General features: G+C 44.6%; 21 protein-coding genes and 2 pseudogenes. 7 read left to right on the top strand and 16 right to left on the bottom strand.

Going from position 1 to position 24,721, the window contains the following annotated elements:
- Nucleotides 1-19: 19 nt before the first annotated feature.
- Nucleotides 20-1,597 (bottom strand): methyl-accepting chemotaxis protein, encoded by a 1,578-nt coding sequence (locus tag FM037_RS03575; RefSeq protein WP_144044877.1) that lies wholly within the window; start codon nt 1,595-1,597, stop codon nt 20-22.
- Between the two features lie 265 nt (nt 1,598-1,862).
- Between FM037_RS03575 and FM037_RS03570 the strand changes: the two genes are divergently transcribed.
- A complete protein-coding gene (locus FM037_RS03570) occupies nt 1,863-2,054 on the top strand; it encodes a bacterioferritin-associated ferredoxin (protein WP_144044876.1) in 192 nt (63 codons plus the stop codon).
- An 82-nt stretch (nt 2,055-2,136) separates the two neighbouring features.
- On the opposite strand, the pseudogene parC reads toward FM037_RS03570, so the two are convergent.
- From parC to nudF, 7 genes and pseudogenes are all read right to left on the bottom strand, one after another.
- Nucleotides 2,137-4,409: pseudogene (gene parC / locus FM037_RS03565) on the bottom strand (DNA topoisomerase IV subunit A).
- Nucleotides 4,406-5,569, bottom strand: a complete 1,164-nt coding sequence (locus tag FM037_RS03560; RefSeq protein WP_144044875.1) for a PQQ-dependent sugar dehydrogenase — start codon at nt 5,567-5,569, stop codon at nt 4,406-4,408. The pseudogene parC and the gene FM037_RS03560 overlap by 4 nt, the downstream one beginning before the upstream one ends.
- 53 nt (nt 5,570-5,622) lie before the next feature.
- Nucleotides 5,623-7,509 (bottom strand): DNA topoisomerase IV subunit B, encoded by a 1,887-nt coding sequence (gene parE, locus FM037_RS03555; protein ID WP_144044874.1) that lies wholly within the window; start codon nt 7,507-7,509, stop codon nt 5,623-5,625.
- Between the two features lie 55 nt (nt 7,510-7,564).
- Nucleotides 7,565-8,137 carry a YqiA/YcfP family alpha/beta fold hydrolase gene (locus FM037_RS03550; protein ID WP_144044873.1) on the bottom strand — a complete coding sequence of 191 codons (573 nt, stop codon included), beginning with the start codon at nt 8,135-8,137 and terminating at the stop codon, nt 7,565-7,567.
- Nucleotides 8,138-8,345: 208 nt separating this feature from the next.
- Nucleotides 8,346-9,183 (bottom strand): annotated as a pseudogene (cpdA, locus tag FM037_RS03545) (3',5'-cyclic-AMP phosphodiesterase).
- 12 nt (nt 9,184-9,195) lie between these two features.
- Nucleotides 9,196-9,642 carry a DUF1249 domain-containing protein gene (locus FM037_RS03540; RefSeq protein ID WP_144044872.1) on the bottom strand — a complete coding sequence of 149 codons (447 nt, stop codon included), beginning with the start codon at nt 9,640-9,642 and terminating at the stop codon, nt 9,196-9,198.
- 207 nt (nt 9,643-9,849) lie between these two features.
- A complete protein-coding gene (nudF, locus tag FM037_RS03530; protein ID WP_144044871.1) occupies nt 9,850-10,452 on the bottom strand; it encodes an ADP-ribose diphosphatase in 603 nt (200 codons plus the stop codon).
- A gap of 331 nt (nt 10,453-10,783) precedes the next feature.
- On the opposite strand from nudF, the gene tolC reads away from it, so the two are divergent.
- Nucleotides 10,784-12,130: an outer membrane channel protein TolC gene (gene tolC, locus FM037_RS03525; protein ID WP_144044870.1), complete on the top strand. Its 1,347-nt coding sequence runs from the start codon at nt 10,784-10,786 to the stop codon at nt 12,128-12,130.
- Nucleotides 12,131-12,356: 226 nt separating this feature from the next.
- Here tolC and FM037_RS03520 read toward each other — a convergent pair whose 3' ends face one another.
- The 3 genes from FM037_RS03520 to FM037_RS03510 are packed head-to-tail and all read right to left on the bottom strand — an operon-like array spanning nt 12,357 to nt 14,592.
- A complete protein-coding gene (locus tag FM037_RS03520) occupies nt 12,357-13,106 on the bottom strand; it encodes a TIGR04219 family outer membrane beta-barrel protein (protein ID WP_144044869.1) in 750 nt (249 codons plus the stop codon).
- A gap of 7 nt (nt 13,107-13,113) precedes the next feature.
- On the bottom strand, nt 13,114-14,085 hold the full coding sequence (locus tag FM037_RS03515; RefSeq protein ID WP_144044868.1) for a DUF2333 family protein: 972 nt from the start codon (nt 14,083-14,085) through the stop codon (nt 13,114-13,116).
- 30 nt (nt 14,086-14,115) lie between these two features.
- Entirely contained in the window at nt 14,116-14,592 is a 477-nt protein-coding gene (locus FM037_RS03510; RefSeq protein WP_144044867.1) for a copper chaperone PCu(A)C, read from the bottom strand.
- Nucleotides 14,593-14,623: 31 nt separating this feature from the next.
- Between FM037_RS03510 and FM037_RS03505 the strand changes: the two genes are divergently transcribed.
- Nucleotides 14,624-15,361, top strand: coding sequence for an enoyl-CoA hydratase-related protein (locus tag FM037_RS03505; RefSeq protein ID WP_144044866.1), 738 nt, complete (start codon nt 14,624-14,626; stop codon nt 15,359-15,361).
- A gap of 107 nt (nt 15,362-15,468) precedes the next feature.
- Here FM037_RS03505 and FM037_RS03500 read toward each other — a convergent pair whose 3' ends face one another.
- From FM037_RS03500 to dusA, 4 genes are all read right to left on the bottom strand, one after another.
- Nucleotides 15,469-15,873 carry a hypothetical protein gene (locus tag FM037_RS03500; RefSeq protein ID WP_227993141.1) on the bottom strand — a complete coding sequence of 135 codons (405 nt, stop codon included), beginning with the start codon at nt 15,871-15,873 and terminating at the stop codon, nt 15,469-15,471.
- A complete protein-coding gene (locus FM037_RS03495) occupies nt 15,870-16,088 on the bottom strand; it encodes a PspC domain-containing protein (protein WP_144044865.1) in 219 nt (72 codons plus the stop codon). The genes FM037_RS03500 and FM037_RS03495 overlap by 4 nt, the downstream gene beginning before the upstream one ends.
- A 146-nt stretch (nt 16,089-16,234) precedes the next feature.
- Nucleotides 16,235-16,534: a hypothetical protein gene (locus FM037_RS03490; protein WP_144044864.1), complete on the bottom strand. Its 300-nt coding sequence runs from the start codon at nt 16,532-16,534 to the stop codon at nt 16,235-16,237.
- A gap of 284 nt (nt 16,535-16,818) precedes the next feature.
- Nucleotides 16,819-17,829 (bottom strand): tRNA dihydrouridine(20/20a) synthase DusA, encoded by a 1,011-nt coding sequence (dusA, locus tag FM037_RS03485; protein ID WP_229381075.1) that lies wholly within the window; start codon nt 17,827-17,829, stop codon nt 16,819-16,821.
- Nucleotides 17,830-17,935: 106 nt separating this feature from the next.
- Here dusA and FM037_RS03480 point away from each other — a divergent pair, with 106 nt between their 5' ends.
- A complete protein-coding gene (locus tag FM037_RS03480) occupies nt 17,936-19,015 on the top strand; it encodes a site-specific integrase (protein WP_144048802.1) in 1,080 nt (359 codons plus the stop codon).
- A gap of 430 nt (nt 19,016-19,445) precedes the next feature.
- Here the strand turns inward: FM037_RS03480 and FM037_RS03475 are convergent, their stop codons facing one another.
- Complete coding sequence (locus tag FM037_RS03475) at nt 19,446-20,141, bottom strand: nucleotidyltransferase domain-containing protein (RefSeq protein WP_144044863.1); 696 nt, start codon at nt 20,139-20,141, stop codon at nt 19,446-19,448.
- A 1,053-nt stretch (nt 20,142-21,194) separates the two neighbouring features.
- On the opposite strand from FM037_RS03475, the gene FM037_RS03470 reads away from it, so the two are divergent.
- From FM037_RS03470 to FM037_RS03460, 3 genes are read left to right on the top strand one after another with little or no spacing between them, the layout of a single operon-like run.
- Nucleotides 21,195-21,527: a hypothetical protein gene (locus tag FM037_RS03470; RefSeq protein WP_144044862.1), complete on the top strand. Its 333-nt coding sequence runs from the start codon at nt 21,195-21,197 to the stop codon at nt 21,525-21,527.
- A 5-nt stretch (nt 21,528-21,532) separates the two neighbouring features.
- On the top strand, nt 21,533-23,872 hold the full coding sequence (locus FM037_RS03465; protein WP_144044861.1) for a GreA/GreB family elongation factor: 2,340 nt from the start codon (nt 21,533-21,535) through the stop codon (nt 23,870-23,872).
- The gene (locus FM037_RS03460; RefSeq protein WP_144044860.1) at nt 23,848-24,696 is read left to right on the top strand and encodes a hypothetical protein; all 849 of its coding nucleotides are present in this window, start codon (nt 23,848-23,850) and stop codon (nt 24,694-24,696) included. Before FM037_RS03465 ends, FM037_RS03460 begins: the two co-directional genes overlap by 25 nt.
- Nucleotides 24,697-24,721: the final 25 nt, after the last annotated feature.

Here is a 24,721-nt window from a genome sequence, read left to right as displayed (position 1 = left end):
ACAGCTTTTAGCAATTAGATTACATCTGCTTCTGACTACGCTTCAGGAACTGCTCGACCAACATCTTCTGTGAATTGATATTATCGACAACCTCATGATTTATGCCCACCATCTCATCCCCTAGATCATTACTCGAGCCATTAAGTTCTGAAATTGTAACCACACTTCGATTGACCTCAACGGCCACACTGGACTGCTCCTCTACCGCGCTGGCAATGTGGTGAGTCATATCGGTAATGGATGCCACCGCATCCCTTATGGTTCGCAGCGCACTGCCAGCCTGATCCGCTTGCTCTGAACATAACTGAGCAGAATCGACGCCTTGATGCACACTGTGTACAGCCTTGCCCGTACCTTGCTGCAACAAGTTAATCATAGTTTGAATTTCTGTGGTCGATTCATGAGTCCTCTTTGCCAACGCCCTGACTTCATCGGCAACAACGGCAAAGCCTCGTCCCTGTTCCCCGGCTCTAGCCGCCTCGATAGCCGCATTAAGCGCCAATAGATTTGTCTGCTCTGCGATACTCTGAATCACATCTAGCACGGTTCCAATCCCCTTACTCTGCTCTTCGAGTTCGGTGATCACTTCAGAGGTATTGGTCAGTTGCTCCGATAAGGACTGAATCGATGATATAGTTTGAGACACGATTTTATCCCCTGCATCGGCTTCTTCTGAGGCGGCCTGAGATGAGGTTGCAGCATCGGAGCAGTTAGAAGCCATGTCGCCGAGTGTAGCCGTCATCTCCTGCATGGCTGTGGCCACTTGCTCAACTTCTTTAGTTAACGAATGACTATTGGTTTTCACATCCTCACTCTTAGCCACCGACTCCAGCGACTTTTTAGCCGTTTGCTCACAAGAATCCAACGCCCGGCCAAGCATGGCTTTCATCTCAGAGTTTTGCATCTGTAAGGCAAGATCTATCTGTGCCACGTCATCGACGTATCCTGTATACAGGTATGACATCAAGGGATTGGAATAAATACCCTTACATTTATCCACTATGACCTTAAAACGAGACAATACGAGATTTCCACCGATAAACAAGGCCATTAAAGTGATAAGTAACAACCCAATACCCAGTACACCCGATTCAATAGCTAAATACAGCATAGGCAATAGGGAGAAACATGCTAACAAGGCTAGTTTCATCGACAGACTCAGAACACGTTTAAGCTTAGATACCCTTCCCTTCTCGTTAAGCTCCTTATAAGCCTCTTCGGCTCTTTGTACCTGCTCATTCTTAGGCTTAGATCTGATAGATTGAAACTCGATCACCTTGCCATTCTCTGCTATTGGAGTAACAAAGGCATCCACCCAGTAGTGATCACCATTAGCACAGCGGTTTTTTACTAAGCCTTTCCAGGGATTACCACCATTGATCGTGTTCCAGAGATCTTCGAAGGCTTGTGGTGGCATGTCCGGATGGCGGACCAAATTATGGGGCTCGCCCATCAGCTCATCTAAGCTGAAGCCTGCCACCTCACAAAATGAGTGATTGGCATACTTGATCATGCTCGAAGTATCTGTCGTTGATAACAAGATCCAGTCTGAAGGATAGTCATAATTTTTTTGGGTAACAGGCAGGTTTTGTCTCATTTTTCACTCCAAAGAATGTTTTGTGCGATTAGTTCCATTCCTTTATCGGACCCAATCACGCACCTAGCAGCTCGAATTTTATTCAGGGTATTATAAATTCTATATCGAATAGTCAGAAGCGCCAGTTTTTCCTTTTTTTAGCAGCCGTTCACACTTTGGTATAACCCCCTCACACAGATTTATATTTGACTTATACATTTTTGATATTAGCATTGAGAATCATTTTCATTTATAATTCGGTCATCTCATTAGGGGGCCTATCTCAATGTACGTTTGTCTTTGCTTCGCCGTTACCGATACACAAATAAAAGAAGCCGTTAGCCAGGGTGATGTCTCACTTGCTGATGTGAAAAAGCGTTTGGGTGTAGGGAGTCAATGCGGTAAATGTACTAAGATGGCTGGCCAAATAATCCAGAGACAACTGGACATAGAGCCCAACTTTTACGAAGTGGCCTGATAAGCAACGAACTAATTCTCCCAATTGATATAAATAAAAAGCTGCCATCGGCAGCTTTTTTTATTTCTGGCTAGAGACTAGCTTAGTCGCTAGCCTCACTATTACCATCGCCTAGCTCTACACTATCGACACGTTGTAATCCCCGTGGCAGTTTCGCCCCTCTCCGGCCTCGCTCACCACGATAATGCTCCAAATCGCTTGGTTTCAGGGTTAGCTTGCGCTTACCTGCCCAGAGAGTCACTGAGGTATCTTCGGGTACCACATGCAGGTGGATTAGCAACTCTTCTCTATTCTTCGCTTTTTCAGTTGGGATACCTATGATCTTATTGCCCTTGCCCTTAGATAGCTGGGGCAGGGCTTCCATAGAGAATAACAACATTCTGCCTTCATTGGTGATAGCCAGAATCGACTCGACTTTCGACTTATCCACCAACTGAGGCTTAATCACTTTAGCGTTAGCCGGTAGGCTGAGCAGGGCTTTACCGGCTTTATTCCTGGACACCATATCTTTATATGAGCCAACAAACCCATAGCCAGCATCCGATGCCAACAGATAGAACTTCTCATCATCCCCAAGCAAGAGATGCTCCATCACCTCGCCGGGTGACAGATTAAAACGTGTGGTTATTGGCTCTCCTTGGCTTCTCGCCGAAGGCAAGGTATGAGTCTCGGTGGCAAACGCTCTACCGGTTGAGCCTATAAATACCGAAGGCTGATTGCTTCGACCTACCGCAGAACAGAGAAAACCATCACCGGACTTGTAAGACAGAGTATTACCATCGATATCATGTCCCTTGGCGCAGCGGACCCAACCTTTCTCAGACAAAACGACAGTCACGGCCTCTACCGGAGCTAACTCTTGCTCAGTCAGGGCTTTAGACTCGGTACGCTCCACCAGAGGAGAACGTCTATCATCGCCATAGGTCTCACCATCTTGCTTTAACTCTTTCTTAATTAAGGTCTTCAGGCGTCTATCTGAACTAAGCAGCAACTCTAGCTTGTCTCGCTCGACTTCCAGCTCATTCTGCTCCGATTTGATCTTCACCTCTTCAAGCTTGGCCAGATGGCGTAACTTAAGATCTAAAATAGCATCGGCTTGAATCTCGGTGATTTGGAACCGTGACATCAATTCAGCCTTAGGATTCTCCTTATAGCGGATGATCTCGATCACCTCGTCGATATTAAGGAAGGCAACCATCAAGGCATCTAAAATATGTAACCTGGCTAAGACCTTATCCAACCTGTGGGTGATTCTTCGAGTCACAGTCGTTAAACGAAACTCCAACCATTCGGTGAGGATCTGTTTAAGCCCTTTGACTTGAGGCCGACCGTTCAGCCCCAGAATATTCAGGTTCACTCGGAAATTTTTCTGCAGATCCGTCGTCGCAAAAAGGTGGGCCATCAGTTGATCACAATCGACACGATTTGAGCGCGGCACCACAATGATACGAACCGGATTCTCGTGGTCAGATTCATCCCTGAGATCGACTACCATAGGTAGTTTCTTGGCCTGCATCTGCGCGGCAATCTGTTCTAAAATCTTGCCGCCACTGGCCTGATGTGGCAAAGCGGTGATGACGATTTCGCCACTCTCAACAGCATAAACGGCTCGCGCCTTTATCGAACCTTTACCTGTCGAATAGATCTTAGTGATATCCGCCCTGGGGTAATGATCTCCGCCTCAGTTGGATAGTCGGGTCCAGGCACAAACTCCATCAAGCGCTCGAGATCTGCTTTAGGGTTATCCAGTAATTCGACACAGGCAGCCACTAATTCACGGGTGTTGTGTGGCGGTACATCTGTCGCCATACCCACGGCTATGCCGGTAATACCATTGAGCAAAATATGAGGCAGACGAGACGGTAGCACCAATGGCTCTTTCATCGTGCCGTCGAAGTTAATTCCCCAATCGACAGTACCTTGGCCTAGCTCACTGAGCAGGACCTCTGAAAACTTCGATAATCTCGCTTCGGTATAACGCATGGCGGCGAATGATTTGGGATCATCCGGTGCTCCCCAGTTCCCCTGACCATCGACCAAGGGATATCGGTATGAGAAAGGCTGCGCCATCAGTACCATAGCCTCATAACAGGCACTATCTCCATGGGGATGGTATTTACCTAACACATCACCTACGGTACGGGCTGATTTCTTATGTTTAGACTGAGCCGATAGGCCCAACTCACTCATGGCATAGATGATACGACGCTGAACCGGTTTCAATCCGTCACCAATATGTGGCAAGGCCCGGTCCATGATGACGTACATTGAATAGTTTAGATAAGCATCTTCCGTGAAACGGCGCATCGACATCTGCTCTACGCCATCGAGACTTAAATCTATCGCATCACTCATTTTTCATTTTCCTCTGCTTGCGCAGCTTGTTCTGTTTCTTTCTTAACAATATCTTTGTAATACAAACGGTAAATATTGCCTTTAAGATCATCTGATATATACATGGCTCCATCGGGAGCCGTTAATAAAGCGTAAGGCCTAGCTACGGGAAAGCCGCCATCTAAGAAGCTGACCACAGTACTGCGCTTGACGACTTTCTGCTGTTCAATCTCTAACATCACCACCTGGTAACCAATTTTACTCGAACGATTCCAGGAACCATTCTCGGCGACAAACATCTGATTATGATATTTAGCAGGAAACGCCTGACCGCGATAAAAATGCAAGCCCATTGGGGAGACGTGAGCTGGTAATTCGAAATTAGGCAAAGTGATCTTCAGGTTCTTAGGTTTATCGTAGGCAGGCTCTATGACCGAAGCGGCGTGAATATAGGGAAAACCAAAGTGCTCCCCGGTTTTTTCCAGCCGGTTAATCTCATCGGGAGGAAGTCTGTCTCCCATCCAATCTCGCCCTAGATCGGCAAACCATAAGGCATCATCCGTAGGCGACCAATCGAAGCCCGTCACACTGCGAATGCCCGTTGCGACTTGCTCACTACTGCCGGTCTCCATATCGATGGCGATAATACTGCCGAAAGGCGCTACAGCCTCACACACATTACAGGGTGCACCGACAGCAACATACAAGCGACCATCCGGGCCAAAGTGCATCGCACGTCGGCTCTTATTGGTCTGTCCTGGGAGGCGGTCATAGACCTCCTTGCCCCGTCCGGGGCGGCGCAAGCGGTTCTCAATATCGACAAACCTAACTATCTTTTCATCGACGGCGACATAAAGATCACCAAGATGAAAGGCGATGGCTTCAGGATTATCTAAGCCTTTGGCTACCGTGTAGCGCTTATCGACTCGGCCATCGGCATTGCTATCGACCAGAGCCACTATGGTGCCCTTCTTATGGGAACCCACAAATAGCGTGCCCTTATCTCCCAACGCCATCTGCTTAGCATCACCAAGTCCAGAGGCATAGAGGGTTAAGCCGAAACCTTTGGTCACAGTGATCATCATGGGCTGTGTGGCCAGTAAATTTGGGCTAAACAGCACTGCGACATAAGCTAACAGTAAGCTCCACCTTCGTTGATTTTTTTTCTGATTCAACAACATTATTTTTTATAAGCCTAATTATTCTAATTATTCTAATGACTGGAGGCATTTCACTAAATATCAGCAAGATCACCTTTAGATTCTAACCATATCTTACGATCACCAGAGCGTTTCTTGGCCAGTAACATATCCATAAGCGCTATGGTGTCTTCAACATCATCTATGGTCAACTGCACTAAACGACGTGTATTAGGGTCCATGGTGGTTTCTCGTAACTGAAGTGGATTCATCTCACCCAGCCCCTTGAATCGAGTCACCTGAACCTTACCTTTCTTCTTCTCGGCAGCAATACGATCCAGTATGCCTTGCTTTTCCGCTTCGTCTAACGCATAAAAAATCTCTTTGCCTACATCGATACGAAACAGAGGTGGCATAGCCACATAGATATGGCCCTTTTCGACTAAAATTTTGTAGTGCTTCATAAACAGAGCACATAACAAGGTCGCAATATGCAGTCCATCTGAATCGGCATCGGCTAAGATACAGATTTTTCCATACCTTAGTTCGGAAATATCACTGCAATCGGGATCACAGCCTATCGCGACCGAGATATCGTGTACTTCCTGAGACGCTAATACCTGACTGGCATCCACTTCCCAAGTATTAAGAATTTTACCTCGCAGAGGCATAATAGCTTGAAACTCTCGATCACGAGCCTGTTTCGCACTGCCTCCCGCCGAGTCTCCCTCCACCAGAAACAGCTCTCCACGCATAGGGTCTTGACCACTACAATCGGTCAACTTACCCGGCAGTGCCGGACCAGACGTCACCTTCTTACGGGCCACCTTCTTAGCCGACTTTAAGCGCTTATGAGCATTATTGATGCACATCTCCGCCAACGCCATAGCCTGCTCGGTATTCGTATTAAGCCAGAGGCTAAATGCATCTCTGACAATGCCTGAAACGAACGCTGCACTCTGACGACTGGAGAGTTTTTCCTTGGTCTGGCCGGAAAATTGCGGATCAAGTAACTTGATAGACAAGATAAAACTGCTGCGATCCCAGATATCCTCAGGGGTTAGTTTAACGCCTCTGGGCATCAGGTTACGAAATTCACAAAATTCACGCATTGACTCGAGCAGACCTTGCCTGAAGCCATTCACATGAGTACCACCTAAGGGAGTTGGAATAAGATTCACATAACTTTCGTTAAGATACTCTCCCCCTTCCGGTAACCAGGTAATTGCCCAATCTACCGCCTCATTATTACCTTGTAAACTGCCAATAAAGGGCTCTTCAGGCAGCATAAGCGCATCTTTAACCGAAGATTGTAGATAATCAGTTAAACCACTCTCATAGAACCACTCTTGAACTTCGTCCGTCTGCTTGTTAGTGAATTTAATCTTAAGGCCGGGACAGAGAACCGCCTTAGCTTTCAATAAATAAGTCAGCTTAGACACAGAAAAATTAGCTGAATCGAAATAGCTGGGGATGGGCCAGAAATGAACTCTGGTACCCGTGTTTCTGCGGCCACAAGTTCCGGTCTCCCGCAGCTCTTCGACCATATCACCATTCTCGAAGGCAATGTCATAGACAATACCACTACGTCTCACAGTAATTTCCACACGACTCGAGAGCGCATTCACCACTGAGATACCAACCCCGTGCAAACCGCCTGAAAATTGATAGTTATCGTTAGAGAACTTACCGCCCGCGTGCAGCTTAGTGAGAATAAGCTCTACTCCGGATATTCCCTCTTCAGGGTGAATATCCACCGGCATACCACGACCATCATCGATAACCTCTAACGAGTTATCCTTATGTAGGGTTATTTCAATTTTAGTTGCATGTCCCGCCAATGCTTCATCGACACTATTATCGATAACTTCTTGTCCCAAATGGTTTGGGCGCGTGGTGTCGGTATACATACCTGGACGGCGTTTAACGGGATCTAGCCCATTCAGGACTTCAATGGCATCAGAGGTATATTGATTTGTCATGGCACACACAATTTATAGTTATTAAGGCCATGTTGCGGCCCGATATGGTTACTTGTCAAGAAAACAGAAACTGGCAGATAAAGTGCATCTGCGTTTCATAGCCCACGAAGCTATGATCGCCACCGGATTGGATCAACAGCTGACAACAGTGATATTTCTGTACTGCTTGTCGATAATCCAGGACTTCATCGCCCGACTGTAATAGTACTAAAAATCGGTCGGGATTAAGAATAACGTCAGTATTAAAAGCGGCAACCTGATCTTTATGTTCAGGCAGAACTTGGTAATACTCCTCGATGTAAGGATTATACTGCTGCCCGATAAAGTCATCGAATAGCTCGAAAGGCGTCACAGCAGGATTAACCAACACCGCCCGCCCACCGTACTTCTCGGCTAAATAACTCGCAAAATATCCGCCAAGAGAAGAGCCAATGTAGGTAAGTGTCTCTCCATCCTCAAGTGCAGACTCCACCAGTCCCGACAGTAATTCCATCGCCTCTCTGGGAGTGGATGGTAATTGAGGCTGATGGAAGTTCAGATCGGGATAGTGTTCAGCGAAAAATTGCGCAGTTACAAGCCCTTTATCTGATAACGGTGAGCTATTGAACCCATGAATATAAAGCAGCATATTTCCTCACACACGGATCTTTCCCATCATCGAATAATCACTCTGAGGAGTGAGAGAGTAATTTTAATAAATGATTAATGAGATGCTAACACTTGCTTACGTTTCTACCAAGTGATTAGGCTTCAAAGAGAGGGAAAGCCGCAAATTTTTACGTTGAAACACCATTAGACTCTGGCATCAACTCCTAAACAAGTTGACGATTTTAGCTTTAATAGCCACTGACATTTCTATCGGGGAGAATTTATCTCCCGGGACGCGATATACATTGGTTATCATGCTGCCATCGGCTTTAAGCTCCAACAGTCGATATCCGGGTTGTTGCGCGTCCAGCGCAAAATAAGACGATAAAGGCTTAAATTGAATGCAGGTTGAAGGCGTAGACATCAAGTGGATAATACCATGCATACCTTGGTGCTCTATATCCAACTCTTGATGTACATGACCCCATAGCAAGCCTTTGACTTGTGGGATCTGAGCAACTTGCTCGATAAATTCACTGCCATTATCCATCCAATGTTGATCTAGCCAGCGGCACTTAACCAAAATGGGATTGTGATGCATCACTAGCAAGACGTGACGTTCGGGTTGATCGGCAACGGCGCTCTTGATTATCTCTATTTCACGGTCAGACATGTGTCCGCCAGGCTTTCCTCTCACTGTAGAGTCCAGCATGATAATTTGCCAGTTGCCAGCCAAGATTCGACGCTGACCGAATATCTTTGAGCCCTGCATATGCAGACTCATAACACGAGGATCATCATGATTTCCGGGCAGATAATGGCAAGGCATATCGAGAGGGGTTATCGCTCGCACAAAATTGTGATATGACTCCCCGAGTAATCTTGACTGATATCTCCAGTAGCCAACATAAGATCTGCCGGATAATCCACAGCCTTTATGGTATTAAGCACAGACTCCAGACTCTTAGCTGTATTAACACCTAAAAGTTGAGAATTTGGATCGGCAAACAGATGAGGATCGGTCACTTGCACGATTCTCACACTTGCCTTCTCTTCAATAGAATAAGAGATAGCCTCTTTTAACACTATAAATAGACCCTAAGATTCAGCCAAACAAACTACACTCGTGTGGTTATCAATTCTTAATAACTCTTCCAAAAAAGCATTCACTCGATACTTTTCGTCACGATGGTGCATACGTACATTTGGATAATCATATACCGGACTAAGCTGATAAATCTGTCGACTAGTTAACACTTCTGCTAATTTAGCATCATGATACACGCGAACAGTAATTTTAGGAGTATCGACAAAATCGGTTTTACCGACATTTCTTGAGATTTCGATCAATTGGGTATAGCGAGTATTTTCAAGTAAACGAACATCTAACAGCCCGTAATCACCGCCAACTTGCCAACTCGCGCCCTGCTCTGCACCATTGGGCAACCAACGAAGAATATGGAAATAATTACGTCCACACAGGGCGAGAAACCTATTAATATTCGGCTGATATCTCTTTGGGTTTAAGCTACTTGCACTACTCACTTGCCGATTCATCCTCAAGTTTACGCTAGGTTCTAGCAAATTCTGATAATTCAGCTCTAACCACTGCAGGCCAATAACCGTAGACGCATTGTTCAGCTGATACACTCATCATTTACGCAGTTTAGAATTACTTTCTCAATTTCTGATAGTTTAACTCTAACCACTGCAGGCCAATAACAGTAGACGCATTGTTAAACTGATACACCATCATTTACGCAGTTTAGAATAATTTAGCTCTAACCACTGCAGGCCGATCACAGTAGACGCATTGTTAATTGTACCATCATTTACTAATTTAAAAGCTTGCTCTCGACTGAATACATGAACCTGGATATCTTCATTCTCATGCTCTAGCCCGTGTACTCCGTGTGCCTGACTCGCATCGATTTCAGCCCAGAAAAACTCGAATTGCTCACTGGTTCCACCAGGGCTAGCAAAATAACTGGAGATCTTCGACATCTGTTTAGCCTTCACTCCCGCTTCTTCGACCAACTCCCTGCGGGCAACGGCCTCGGCCGTCTCACCCTCTTCTATCATACCCGCCACTAACTCGAGCATCCAAGGGCTCTTGGTCTTGCCCAATACGGGAATACGTATCTGCTCGATCAATACCACTTCATCCGTCACAGGATCATAGGGCAATACTACAACGGCATCTCCGCGTTCGAAGACCTCTCTCTTAACTTCACCGCTCCAGCCCCCTTCGAACAACTTATGCTTGAACCGATACACATCCAACGAGAAAAACCCCTTAAACACAGTCTCTCTACCTAACAATACTACATCTTGTTGATCAAACTTCTGTTTCATCTCGCTCCCTCACCTGGATCAATCCAGTATCAAATCATCTTCAAAAGTGTATAAGAAACACACTAGACTAGAGTAAATTCTATTTAGATAGAAATAGCATAATAAAAATCAAAAACTGTTACACTTCTAAGTTGACTTGAAAACAGGTAATTTCTTAATATCTATGTCTTAATAGCTATTAATAATTGGCTAGCTGGCTCAGGCCATTAGTTTTGATGTATCGGGAAGCGTCGGGAAGCGCAAACCGCCTCGCTATTATGCGTGGTATCACTTAACTCTATAAAAGTTAAACGGCTCCTCCACTGGAGGATTTTGTCTAAAAGGACGACCAATGAAATTCAAGATCCGCACGATATGCGCAGCACTCACGCTGGCATTCAGCACTTCTGCTGTACAGGCCGACGATTTACTGCAGATATATCAACAAGCGCTAACCAGTGACCCTATCGCACTGCAGGCTCAGGCTCAACGTGACGCCCTGTATGAACAGATTGAAGAAAACCGTGCCCCATTATTGCCAACCATAAGTGCAAGTGTGGGATATGACAAGAGCTGGCGCAATGAAGATACAATGTCTAATACGGATGCAAGCGGCATAAATGCTGGCGTCACCTTGAATCAGGTTATCTATGATCACAGCGCCTGGGTAGGATTAAGCCTAGCCGAGTTAGCCGCCTCTCAAGCCGATGCAGCCTACGCGTCATCGCTGCAGACTCTGATTATCCGCGTAACCAGTGCCTACTTCGCGGTGTTATCGGCTAAAGATACCTTTGAGTTTCAGGGCTCGGAAAAGCGCGCGATTGAGCGTCAGCTCGAGCAGACAAAACAAAGGTTCGCCGTGGGTTTAACCGCTATCACAGACGTCCACGAAGCCCAGGCTCAGTATGACTTGGCCCGCGCGCAAGAGATCTTAGCCGAAAACGAACTGATCAATAGTTATGAGGCGCTGCGTGAGATAACAGGCATAGAACATAAGACCATCAATATCTTAGATACCGAGCGTTTCAGTGCCGTTAGCCCCTCACCAGCCAGAACGGCTGATTGGCTTAAGATGGCCGAAAGCAACAGTGTCGATCTACTGACAACACGTATTGGTAAAGATATCGCCCAAGAGACTATCAGTCTCTATAAAGCGGGTCATATGCCTACACTGAGTCTAAATGCGGGTTACACAACCAATATTCAGCAAGAAAACAGTAGTGAGAGTGAGAGTGTAAACGATTTTGACAACGGCACAGTAGGCCTGACCTTGAGCATACCTATTTTCGAAGGTTTCAAGGTCAGCTCTAAAGTCAATCAGGCGCAATATCAGTACGTAGAAGCGAGCGAGAAGATGGAACAGACTCACCGTAAGGTAGTCAAGGATGTTCGTAACAACTTCAATAACGTAGGCGCTTCAATCAGCTCAATCCGTGCCTATGAGCAATCAGTTATCTCATCAGAGAGTGCACTTAAAGCGACTCAGGCTGGTTTTGAAGTCGGTACTCGTACCATAGTCGACGTACTTAACCGTACGCGCGATCTATATGATTCTAAGCGAAAGCTGTCTGATGCCCGTTACGGTTACATCAACTCAATACTTGCACTTAAACAAGCTGCCGGTACCTTGAATGAAGATGATGTTATCGCCATCAATAATGGTTTGACTGCACAAGCGACACAAACAACGACTCAGTAACGAGTTCTTTAATGTGTAGCTAAGTTATCCGCTTTGGATAACTTAAGTAGAAACCGCCACTCTTAATCGATGGCGGTTTTTTTATGACTGATAAAAATCAACTTTATACCAAACAAGTTATCGGATCTTTCAGTCATATCTAGTGGCCATATAATTTCTCCAATAAAAAACCGCCGAATGGCGGTTCTTATATCAAGCTTGAAACAGTAAATTTAGCAGGCTAGATTTAGAAGACCAATTCGACACCGGCGAAGTAACCTTTAAATTGAGTGTTAGCCGTTACGCCATCGAAGTCGTTCACATCGAAGTTAAAGTCACGGTAACCCACACGCACCTTAGTATCCAGAGCCACGCCATCAAACTGCCAGCCTAGACCGACAGAGTAATCATAAACACTAGACTCATCAACACCTATCATAACATCGGCGAAGCCATACAGACCAAGGCCTGGAATGCCGACCTGTGCATCGGCATAAGCCATCACTATACCGCTATCTAGCTCAATTTCTGAATTTACACGGCCGCTTGTCGCTTTATCGTTAACACGGAAAGAGCCGTGCATCTTCTTATAGGCCGCACCAACATCTAAAGCAACCAGATCATTATCTAACAGCTCGTAATAAAGAATAAAGTCTGTGTTACTTAGATCTGAGTTTGTATTGATATCGCCATTGTAAGTCTGACCACCAAACTCAAAGCCATCGGCAACACTACTACCACTCGCATCAAGTCGGTTCTCTCTGATTTTCACATTGGGTACCAAAGGGATCGGATGCTCTATGGCAACCCAAATGCTACCTTGAGAAGATGAGCTGTAGTTAAAATCTTGCTGTGGTTGACCATTCTCTGCAAAAGTACCACTGGTATCGGCCTTCCAGTAATCGCCACCGACCTTAAAGCCTATCAGTGATGCAGCCTGTGCAGAAGTGCCTACCAAGCTTGCCAAAAGTGCACATGCAACTAATGTTTTTTTCATTATCTAATTAACCTTTAATCAATAAATTTGTTAGATCAATCACCGCAGCATTTGCGCGGGAGATATAATTTGCCATCACCAAAGAGTGATTGGCGACTACGCCGAAACCCGAACCATTTAAGATTATCGGACTCCAAACAGACTGTTGTGTCTCTTCCAGTTCACGTATGATTTGCTGCAAACTGACTTCGGCATTCTTTTTACGTAAGACATCGGCAAAATCAACTTCAATAGCCTTCATAAAGTTTAATAATGCCCAGGTAGCACCTCGAGTCTCATAAAACACATCGTCTATCTTCCACCAACTGGTCTTAATCTGTTGGCTAGCTTGCTTAGGTGTAGACTGAGAAGCCTCACTGTCGCCGGCTAAATCTGTGTTTAACCTATCTTGCCCTACACTGGCAGAGAGACGCTGAGACATGCTGCCTAAACGTTTCTGCACCTCTTTGAGCCACTCATTGAGATTATCCGCTCGAGCATAAAATTGCGCTTCTTGGTTGTTGGGATCTGATATTTTAGCGCGATAAAGTTTCAGTAATTTGATGGCATCTTTATATTCACCTTCGGCGCTAGGCACAAGCCAACTGGTATGCTCGATATTGAGCTTAGAGTGGGCGGCTAGCAGATCTTTATCAGCCATGGATTGAGACTGGGAACGACTGAACTCTTTACGCATGATTAATGCGAGATCCCGCGCCTGCTCCAAGGCACCAAACTCAAAGGCTGGCATATTGTCCATAAAAATTGAGGGAGGAGTCACATCGTTAGATAACCAGCCACCTCTCTTGTTAAGCAAGGTTTCCATCGTCATTATGAGTGACGTCGTCGTCGCATAGCCCACGACTCCAGACTCTTGTCCCGCACTAAACTGCTGCGGCTGAATCACATCCGGCGCGACGCTCCACCAAACACTGATGAAGTAGCCAATCAATATGATAAAAACCGCGATACCCGTCCACTTTTTCCATGTCATTTGCATTTGATACACTCCGTTGAATCCCACATTAAATTAATGATGATGGTGATGACCTTCCGATTTAGTCATGGCTTGCTTACTCACCATCAAGCTCACAGGAAGCTCTGAGCCATTATCGAACTTAAGGGTTAAATTGACTGACTTCCCCGAGACTAATGGCTGTTTCAAACCGAGCAACATAATGTGTTTACCCGACTCGCTCAAAGTTAACTGACCATGCTGGGGGATAGTGAAGCTTTCCACTTGGCGCATCTTTACCATACCGTCCTCTTCGATAACGGTATGTAACTGAGCCTCTTTGACAAAATCGGCCTCTACGGCAACAAGTTTTATCGAAGGACCATGATTTTCCAGGGTTAAATATGCCGCAGTATTTGGCACGCTAGGTGGCATAGCTCTCACCTGACCGTCGACAAGCATAACATTGGCCATGGCAGAGAAAGATGCCCCAAACAGCAGGACAAAGTTAAACATGTGTTTGAATATTTGCTTCAATGTCTTAAACTCCATTTAACCCCATTCGCTTAGAGGAGAAAACGCAATGAGTACAATTCAGGTTAAGGATGAACAAGGCGTAAGAATTATCACAATTAATCGCCCTGAAAAGCGTAATGCTCTCAGCCTTGAGATGTATACTAACCTCACAGAATACCTTATCCAAGGTGAGTCAGACAACGCAATTTACTGCTTTTTAATCAAAGGTCAACAGGACTGTTTTACTTCGGGTAATGATGTAGCAGACTTTTTAAAAAATAGTAACTTAGACAGTAAACACCCGGCCTTTAACTTTCTCTTTCATCTGTTAGATCTCAAAAAACCAATCGTTGCAGCAGTCACAGGGGCTGCAGTTGGTATAGGCACCACCTTACTACTGCATTGCGATCTGGTTTATGCCGATAACACTGCAAAGTTTCAGTTACCTTTTGTTAACTTAGCCCTAGTACCGGAAGCCGGAGCGAGTCTGCTGCTTCCTCAACTCGTTGGACCACAGAAAGCAGCCGAATTACTGTTACTCGGCGAAAGTTTCGATGCTCAAACGGCTAAAACACTCAATATTATCAATGATGTGATCCCTTCGGAGACCATTTTTGACTTTGCTTTAGCCCAGGCGGTCAAACTCGCTAAGCAACCACCACTGGCACTTCAGGCATCTCGTGCATTGATGCGCTCAAATAAAGAGCTGGTACGTCAACAGATGAAAGATGAGCTAGCGCAGTTTTCTATAAGACTAAAGAGTGATGAAGCCAGAACTCGCTTCGAAGCATTTCTCAAAAAATAATTGGCTTAATCTAAAAGCCCAGCTGACTGGATAAGATCAGGGTCCTCGTGGACTCTGCATCTTGATAGAGAAGAGATATCAAACTCTGGAGAACTTAAGTCGGTTCTTCAATCAAACTGACTCGACTTACCAACCCCCCATGCAGCCAATAGTAATAAGAGTACAGGCCAAAGCAGAGAGAAGCCGCTAACAACCATAATCAGAGCCGCAAGGATACATAATGCAGAGACCAAAGCTAAGACACTAAAAGCGACTGTCAGCCAGAGTAAAATAACCAGTAGCATCACAGAGGTGACAAGGACACTCCATAAGCTAACATCCATCCAAAAAAGTGGCTCTACATTCAAAAATTTACGAGAAACAAACTCAGATACTCCCCAAATCTCCAACGCCATAACCAGAGCAGCTATCACCAAGATGGCGGTACTTAGACCTAACAATATCGCTAGCGTTCGGCTTGCCTTACTCTTATTTACACGACTTTTATTTATATAACTTTGCTGACGATTCAAGAGTTAGCTTCCCATTTAGGAAGTACTAAGGCGAGTACAAAATAGATCAAGAGTCCCATCACCGGGTTCAGCAAGATCACTGCCGCCCACACCACTCGGGTCCATAAACAAGACCAGTTAAACTTATCGGCCATCATTGCAGCTACGCCACATACCAAGCTAGTCGGTCGCTTCATACGACGCATATATCTATCAGTTGAACTAAAGGCACTCATTCTCTTCTCCATTTAAATCTACTTGCCAGACTTACTTTAGTCTTGAACCTTGTGCCAGCTAAAACTGCAAACTAACAGAGCGCAAAAAGTAAAACTGAGTACTGGCATGAGTAGTAGAGTCACTATATCCGCTGTAAACCACATATTTAATCCTTAACCATAGCGCTAGTGATCACTGCCTTAGATTGCTGCTTAACTAACTCACTTGTCTTGCCACTGTCTTCTAGTTCAAACATGGCTTCTGAAAGCTGTGTTTGTAGTGAGAGGCTGAGCTCGCGTTGGGCGACTTGCATCATATCTTGCATTTGGGCACTGATGTTCTGCTCTATATTGCGAGTCAAATCAGTAAGAATAAGACCATCTGCATGGGCCCCCATACTCGCTCCCATCAATACTGCGACCACTAGAGATGCTTTTGCTATTTTGCTAACAGTTGAATTAAACATGATGTCTTCCTTTTCATTGGTGTCTTTCGACTTAAGTGATTTACAAATTAGATAATGCGAGCAGCGTGCCAACTTTGACAAAACAATTAAAGTAGCTAAATAACAATAACTTGGGAATGGATGTGTTAAATTGGCTCGAAAATGATATGAAAAGGTAAATAAGGTTTTAGTAATTTTAACCATGGGCTGGTTAAATTCACTAAGTGAGGGTATAGAGAACTGATTTATCTGCAGTGAGATCAAAAAAACCGCCAGTCTGGCGGTTTTTAAAAGCTAAATCGAGTCTAGCAATCCATTTTTTTTCTAGCCTGTTCAATCACTTCGATTCCAGCCCCTTGTTTATGAGCATTCTCACTAATATAGCGTCTCCAGGCTCTGGAGCCTGGCTCTCCTTGAAACATTCCTGTCATATGGCGAGTGATATGGTTTAACCTGCCACCGTCGACAAGGTGTTTCTCTATATAAGGAATAAATTTCTCTAAAACAGCATCTCGGCTCAACACAGGTTTATTGCTACCGCAAAGTAGCTGATCGACCTCGGCCAATATATAGGGGTTTTGATATGCTTCACGGCCCACCATGACTCCATCTATATGGAGCAGATGCTCCCGACATTCATCGAGTGTTTTAACCCCACCGTTGATGGAAATATGCAGCTTAGGATAATCCTGCTTCAGCCGATACACACGCTGGTAATCTAAGGGCGGGATTTCACGATTCTGTTTAGGACTTAATCCCTGTAACCAGGCCTTTCTGGCATGCACAATAAAAGTATCACAGCCCACATCACTGACAGTATCGACAAACTCAGTCAGAAACTCATAGCTGTCCTGATCATCGATACCTATACGCGTCTTAACCGTCACAGGAATATCCACGACTTGCTTCATCGCGGTGACACACTCGGCGACGACTTTAGGCTCGGCCATAAGGCAAGCGCCGAAGCGACCACTTTGAACCCGATCCGAAGGGCAACCCACATTTAAATTGATCTCATCATAACCGCGTTCTGCAGCCAGCTTAGCGCAAGTGGCCAAATCCTGAGGGTTTGAACCACCTAACTGCAATGCTAATGGGTTCTCTTCACTGTTATACGCTAGATAATCCCCTTTACCGTGAATAATCGCACCTGTGGTCACCATCTCGGTATATAACAAGAGTTCTGTAGACATGATCCGCGCCAGGTAACGATAATGCCGATCCGTCCAATCCAGCATGGGCGCGATGGAGAAGGTGCGATTGAGCGGTTTCATTGCTGTAACTGGCTTGCAGCCTGGTTTAGTTGATACTGTCATGTGTTCCGAGTCGCTCTGAATAGCCTGTAATTTCGTTGAATTTCGTTGTATGGTGTCCCATAGGGGCCCCATTATGGGGGTGGACGATTTAGCGAAATTCACTGATATGGCATCTTTTACAATAGAGAAACGCACAAAAGCAAGCGGCAAGTTTAGTTATCGCTGTACTGTGCGCGTCAAAGAATCCGGCGAAATTATACATCGTGAGTCTAAAACATTCAGTAAAAAAGACGTGGCGCGTACCTGGGGCAAAATTCGATGCGATGCCATTGAACATCATGGGGCACTCAACACACACAAAGTCGTGCCCCTTGGGACCCTGCTAAATTTGTACTTTGAAGATCATGACTTATGGGGAAAAACAGGGCGAACGAAACGCTATGTCATTAAGATGCTGATGGACTGTGACATCTATAAGGTGAAAAGCGGCTCACTAAAAACCAGTGATCTGATAGAACATTGTAAAACGAGGCGCGCAGCAGGTGCTGGGCCTGCAACTATCTATCATGATATTGCCTACCTGCGCAGTGTGATGAAAAAAGCGTTACCCGTTTGGGATATTTTTGCTAACTATCAAATTTTCGACGATGCGGTCCCCGTTCTAATCGAAATGGGCTTAGTAGGCAAAAGCCAGAAACGAACGCGCCGCCCGACAAAGAATGAACTCGAAAAACTCAAAGAGGGTCTTCAAGCAAGAATGGACTTTAGACCCAATGGGAAAACTCGGATACCTTTTCTCGATATCTTAGACTTTAGTATTTTGACCTGCATGCGGATCGGTGAAGTGTGCAAATTACGCTGGGAAGATTTAAATCAAGATCATAAAACTGTTTTAGTGCGTGACAGAAAGGACCCCAGAAAAAAAGCTGGTAATCATATGATTGTGCCTTTGCTTGCTGGTTCATTTGACATTGTTAAACGCCAAACTCAACACAATGATTTGATATTCCCCTACAACCCGAGATCTGTCACGGCAGGTTTTCAACGGGTGCGTAACGAACTGGGCATTAACGATCTGCGTTATCATGATTTGCGCAGAGAGGGAGCCAGCCGACTATTTGAAAAAGGTTATTCTATTGAAGAGGTTGCTCAAGTCACCGGCCATAAAAACCTAAACATTTTATGGCAAGTTTACACTCAGTTATTTCCTCATAAACTTCATGATAAGTTTTCAGATAATAAATAACCAAATAGCCTTGGATGTAGGCTTTTTGGACGCGGGTTCGAGCCCCGCCGCCTCCACCAATTACTAAGAAAGGCCAACCTTAACGGGTTGGCCTTTTTTTATTGCTTAACTTCAAGCGGTTACGCACTACCCTCTCCCCTTATTCAGCGTAAAACTCTTCCAAAATAACCATTCCTTCATCGTTTCTCAATGGCGACAAATGACCAAATGGCGGCAAAGTGGCGACAGCACACAGCCATGGCTTCAAAAGGCACGACTCAATGTTACTCCAAATAACTGGCGATCTTGGCTTTACGCAGACATTCTGTGAGCGCTTGCAGATATTCCGCTCGCCTAGCCATTCGAGTTCTTCTTTGGTGATAACATAGCTGGGTTTATAGCGCGCATCAACATAGCCTTTTCGCAACAATTTAAAGCGCCAGCGCTCCTCTTAGGTCCCTTGCGGAAACACGGTGAGAAACTCCGGTTCAATACCAGCCACTAGGCCGCCGAGTTTTTTTAAATCATGAACACTGGGTTTATAGCGAGTAAAGACGAGTAGAATGGCACTGTAGAGTTTTTCAGTGACTTGATGTAGTAAAAAAGCGGCATTACTGAGAAAATTTTGGCTCACCATAAATGAATAAGTAATAAGAAACTCATCCGCATTTTTCATCCAATAATCATAATCTTCCTGCGCCAGAAGAGACCGTTCTAGTGCCGTCAGCTCTTTGGCTTCACCAATGGTAAAGTTGCCGGTGTCATACAACATAATGCCTTCACGCTTAATGTCGATATAGAAGTACTGACTTTTACTGATGCGTCTATTGATGAAAGCAAGGTCTTCGGCTATCACGCTAACGGGCGTCCGTTGAATGGGTTTCATCAACGCCTGACTGAGACGCTCATTTTGTTCGACATGACTGGCTTGTTGACGAGTCTCCATGACCACTAACAAGTCAAAGTCACTTTGATAGCGAAACTGCAAGGTATCGGGGTCAAGATCTTCGACCCAGTCGCCGCGGGCATAGCTGCCGAACAGAATGATCATCTGCGGCTCAACAAATTGACGAATGGTGGCCACAGCACGTTTTAGCTCATGGATTTTCTGCTCAGGCAGATGTTCAAGGGAGGTTTTCATTTTCATGGGGCTAATCGTAACGGATAGCTCCAGGGGGAAACAGGACACAGAAAATCTGGGGGTCGATAAAAGTGCCTAGAATCTGCTACAGGGTCTGATAGATCTCAAGATTGCGAAGCCATAGAGACTTTCCAAAGTCGTGGCGCAGACCATAAAGCTTATCCTAGGGCAAAGATTTTTAATGAATAAAACCTTTCTCGCAAGTTTACCTACAAAGAGATTCGAGCGTTGCTGCCAACTGTTTAAAAATGCTCTACACAGAGAAAGGCACTCTATTGAAGTGATCTCACGCGCACGTTGTAAGACAACATCCCTGTTGTTGGATTGCTCAGGCAAGAGCCTCATTTGAACCTGAACGATATGATTGATCTCCCCTAAACCTCTCGTTGCCTCTTCTCGACGCCGAACGTTTAACTGCAACCATAGCCGCGTTTTGTGATAGCTTTTGCCTTTTTTGATTGATTGGCCCTAGGTTTGTAGTCCCCTGGACTAGCACCGTTTACTTTTGGCTTTTATGAACCCTCTTTTAAAAGTCACTTTTACTAAAAGGCACTGGCTTCTCTATATCAGTTTAGAGACTATTGAATAAGCGTATTGTCCCCTGTGCTCTACTTTAACTATTCACTCTAAATAATTCCTTTTAAAAGAAATATTGTTCAAATAATCACTCGAAAGTAACTATTAATTTTGAGTGATATTTAAATCAGTAATTACTCTACATGGTTCATAAAAATCAGGGGGCGTTCGGGTTACCCATAGGATAGAGAATAATCTCAGGCTTGTGCTCTAGATTCATAGGGTAAGAAGAATGTTGTCTACGGTGGCTTATATTCTTGACAAAAGATTAAAAGCGTCCAGCAGGAAACAAGTGTTAAATCACAGAGAACTTTGCAGTTTTAAAGCCCTGCTTCTGCCCTTTCGCTACGAAATTACTTTGAGGTTTTATGTTACCATACAGTCTGTTATCACTGGCAGTTACCGATGGCGCCAGTCGTTAACTTGCTCTTCTTTGTGCTAAATGCGGCAGCATCTGTAAGTACCATAACTTAGGAGTTCACCATGGAACCCATCTCAACTGGCATTGCTATCGGGCTCGTCTCGAATGTTATTTTCAAAGCGCTGTGTATTTCCACTACGGTCACTGTCGATATTCTCAAGAAGCACTTCGATAACCCTCCCTCTGACGAAATCTTGCAGCAGATAGCTTCGAAAGCACAAGAGCTAGAGATCGATGACGAATGGTCCCCAAAAAGAATTGAACGTGCCATTGGTGCTGATCCGAGTTTTCTACAGATGCTCTCAGCCAGTAACATCACCAGTTCGACGATAATAAACCAACACCACACTGGTACTGGCGACAATGTTGCTGGTGATAAAATCGTGACCGGGTAATAACAATGACCACCACTCCCCTAGATCCTCAAAATTTTAACTCTGCAGCGGTTAATCAGTCCCATGATGGCCAAGGCGACAATGTATTAAATAAGTACATTCAAAGCATTGCACCAGACCTATTACGAAGACCGATTCAGGCGATCCTTAACGCCATTGCTAATGACGACTTAGACAAAGCTAAGTCTGACATTGAACTCATTGAGTCTATGGGGGGCAAAGATAGTAATGCTCAAATGTTGATCAGTGCACTTCGCATCTTTAATGATCTTGTTGGTGATGAAGAACAAAGCCGAGCAATCTATCAATCCCTGAAGCAAAGCTTGGCTTCGACCCATCAGGTACCTAATGATGTGATCACTGCAGCGCTAATGCTGTATGAATTCAAAGACTCTCAAGAAGCAATGGCCGCTAAGCGATACCTACAAACAAAGCACTCACCTGTAAGCTACAGCACGTATATTTTTAATAAGAACTTAGCCAGTACAGAACAGCTAAGCCAATTTTGGGAAGCTCATGAGTTAAACTTAGACTTGCCAGCACTAAAAGGATTGATTATCGGTGCCCTAAGAGTGCAAGCACACGATCTTCTAGCAAAGGTCTATCCGTCTCTAGAACACTACGAGCCCAACCTTTCCAATAAGGCTCTCACCTTTTTTTGCCAAGGCGCCATTCTTTTCCCTAGATTCACTAATCGGCATTATTACCTTCTTACATATCCAGATAAGGTCGAGGTAGATAGGCTAGTAGTAGAGGGGGCCAGTTTGCTCAATCAAGGCCAGTCAGATCGAATGACTATTGGTGCCTGTGCTTCATTCGCTACCTACACGCAAAATGAAATCAGTGATCTACCTACAGCTCTGTGTCCCTTTATCAATAAAATAGATGATAGCTTCACTGTGCTTAAGCTAAATTTACAGTCATATTTGAATAAAGAAAAAACACCGTCTCCGGTAGCGTTTCAAGATGACGACTTTATCGAAGGAGTATTAAGCAGCAAACACTTCCCAACTCTGTTCACAACAAACTCAGCTATAATGCTGCGGCGTGCTCTTAAATTAGATTTGGCGCCGGAATTAGCTAGGATGGAAAAGCTGGTACGTGTCTCCTTATTAGCAAAGCTCGTTACGATTGAGCCAACAACTCAGAGGCAGCTTATCGATTATTTAGACAAGATGCTAAACGATACACCTTATGATTTAACGGCGTATCCATTCCATCACTCATACCATCTTTGTAACTTGTTAGATGAAGCAGAACTGCATAGGTATATACCTAAGATCTTAGCGCAATTTCAAATTCAAGGTGCCTGGCTATCTCCACCAAAGGGCATGTATCTAGACTCCCTGATAAAAACAAAACAGCTCTCCACTTTGAATACGACCTTAGCTCTAACCCATCCAGACGAGCATCAAGCACTATATCATTCTTGTAGGGCCCGTTATTTTGAGGCGATTGGAGAAGACAAAAATGTCCTTAAACACGCCTATCTTGCCATTGAGAGCTCAGATAACCATATAAACGCTTGGATCTACTTAATAAAATTTGCAGGCCGATCTCAACATGTTTCATCTGCTGAATTACGCTCCATCTTTGAAACTATTCCTGACGAGTGCTTCATTCGGCCATCTCCTTATTCTTGGGAATTGCTAGCTACATGTCTGAGATACGGCGATTTCAGCCGTGCAGAACGGATCGCTTTGGATCTATTTGTAGTTAGCCCTAATGAAATGGCTCTTCATTACAGTAACTGGGTAAACTCAGCCTTCCTTCACGATCAAGGTAGTTTTCAACCAACTTATGCCACTACTGTAGGTGATCATCAAAACTGCTATTTATTGGAATCTAACGGGACTACTAATTACAAACTCGTAACAGCTGTTAAAAACCAACATCCTGACTTCATCCTGCCAACTAGTCCCTTAGGGAAGCAACTTTTAGAGGGAAAGAAGGGCGATACAATAGAGAACCAGCTAATTGAGTACCGCATCGTAGAAATAGTTTCCCCTTTTGAGGGGGCTTTACAGATCGCAAACAAACTCAGGCAGGAACTCAATGACGGAACTGACTCCTTCGCAATGCTGACGATCCCTGAAGATCCAAAGCAATTGAATGAGTTCCTTAAAAAGACAATCGCGATGAGCAATAAGCGACGAAGTGAGTCATCATTACAGCTTCTCTCTGACAACAATCATCCGATTCAAGTTAGGGGGGCACATCAAGCTAATCACTCTAAATGGTCGGGAGCTGTTGCTGCAATCCTATCTCCAAACTTCGCTAAGAACAGTACCCCGAATCAAAACTCGCGAAGCCGCGTGTTGTGCTCACCGATTTTTACGGATTAACTTTATTAGCCATTTCGAAGCTTGGTCTTCAACTTAAAGCAGCTAGGGTTCAGCTCCTAATTACCCAAGAAACACTCTTCTATGCCAAAAGTTGGATAAAAGATCACTCTGGTAACTACCTTGCGGCAGGTCTATACACAAATGGTGAGCTATCAATCACGACAGAAGAGACCTTTGCCATTAAGGAAATGATTTCTAGCCTAACACAGCTACTTAAACTGGTCACAATCACTGAGCCTATCCTAGCAGACCAACCAGATTTCATTTCTAGACTACACAAAATTTTCGATGAAAGCGTAACCTCAACACTCGCTCAGTCCTTTGCCACAAAGACCCAGTACCTATCTATTGATAAACAATTTGATTTTCTTTTTCAAAAGGAAGATATCCCGTTCGCTAACACTGCAGCGCTAACTGTCGAGCTGTGCCAGCAGCTCCCCAAAGAAGACCTACCGTCATATCTAGAAATCATTATTGCAACGGAGAATTCGTTGCCATATTTATATGACCAAGTTTTGGAAGTTGCAGTGAGTCAATCTGAGAATGGCTGGTTTATAGTACTTCAATTACTTAAAAAAAGTAGAACCCCGTTTCACAGTGAATTCCTAATCAATTTGATTTTGCTTGTGGTTGTACACCTTTCCAAGGCGGCTAAATCAGTCTCAGATGACCCTTCTATCGATGTTTTTTCCTTCTGTGCTGAGAAATTAAGTCAGCAAATCGCTGCTACGGATCTCAAGTCAATTATTGAAAGACAACTTGATGATAAAAGACTAAGAAAGATTACAGACGGCTTATTTACCAAATTTATAAACGGGGGATAACCTAATCAACTTGAGAGTTTTTCTC

Origin of the sequence: Shewanella psychropiezotolerans (genome assembly GCF_007197555.1) — a bacterium.
GTDB lineage: Bacteria > Pseudomonadota > Gammaproteobacteria > Enterobacterales > Shewanellaceae > Shewanella > Shewanella psychropiezotolerans.
The sequence above is the reverse complement of the archived record's forward strand: the minus strand, read 5'-3'. Positions and strand labels throughout refer to the sequence as shown.

Bases quoted from the DNA above. Each gene is read 5' to 3' on its own strand.
- FM037_RS03505 (WP_144044866.1), top strand. From the start codon at position 14,624: ATGAGTACAATTCAGGTTAAGGATGAACAAGGCGTAAGAATTATCACA.
- nudF (WP_144044871.1), bottom strand. From the start codon at position 10,452: ATGAAACAGAAGTTTGATCAACAAGATGTAGTATTGTTAGGTAGAGAG.
- FM037_RS03470 (WP_144044862.1), top strand. From the start codon at position 21,195: ATGGAACCCATCTCAACTGGCATTGCTATCGGGCTCGTCTCGAATGTT.
- FM037_RS03480 (WP_144048802.1), top strand. From the start codon at position 17,936: ATGGCATCTTTTACAATAGAGAAACGCACAAAAGCAAGCGGCAAGTTT.
- FM037_RS03550 (WP_144044873.1), bottom strand. From the start codon at position 8,137: ATGCTGCTTTATATTCATGGGTTCAATAGCTCACCGTTATCAGATAAA.
- FM037_RS03520 (WP_144044869.1), bottom strand. From the start codon at position 13,106: ATGAAAAAAACATTAGTTGCATGTGCACTTTTGGCAAGCTTGGTAGGC.
- FM037_RS03475 (WP_144044863.1), bottom strand. From the start codon at position 20,141: ATGAAAATGAAAACCTCCCTTGAACATCTGCCTGAGCAGAAAATCCAT.
- FM037_RS03570 (WP_144044876.1), top strand. From the start codon at position 1,863: ATGTACGTTTGTCTTTGCTTCGCCGTTACCGATACACAAATAAAAGAA.
- tolC (WP_144044870.1), top strand. From the start codon at position 10,784: ATGAAATTCAAGATCCGCACGATATGCGCAGCACTCACGCTGGCATTC.
- FM037_RS03465 (WP_144044861.1), top strand. From the start codon at position 21,533: ATGACCACCACTCCCCTAGATCCTCAAAATTTTAACTCTGCAGCGGTT.
- FM037_RS03560 (WP_144044875.1), bottom strand. From the start codon at position 5,569: ATGTTGTTGAATCAGAAAAAAAATCAACGAAGGTGGAGCTTACTGTTA.
- dusA (WP_229381075.1), bottom strand. From the start codon at position 17,829: ATGACAGTATCAACTAAACCAGGCTGCAAGCCAGTTACAGCAATGAAA.
- FM037_RS03575 (WP_144044877.1), bottom strand. From the start codon at position 1,597: ATGAGACAAAACCTGCCTGTTACCCAAAAAAATTATGACTATCCTTCA.
- FM037_RS03490 (WP_144044864.1), bottom strand. From the start codon at position 16,534: ATGTTTAATTCAACTGTTAGCAAAATAGCAAAAGCATCTCTAGTGGTC.
- FM037_RS03515 (WP_144044868.1), bottom strand. From the start codon at position 14,085: ATGCAAATGACATGGAAAAAGTGGACGGGTATCGCGGTTTTTATCATA.
- FM037_RS03510 (WP_144044867.1), bottom strand. From the start codon at position 14,592: ATGGAGTTTAAGACATTGAAGCAAATATTCAAACACATGTTTAACTTT.
- FM037_RS03495 (WP_144044865.1), bottom strand. From the start codon at position 16,088: ATGAGTGCCTTTAGTTCAACTGATAGATATATGCGTCGTATGAAGCGA.
- parE (WP_144044874.1), bottom strand. From the start codon at position 7,509: ATGACAAATCAATATACCTCTGATGCCATTGAAGTCCTGAATGGGCTA.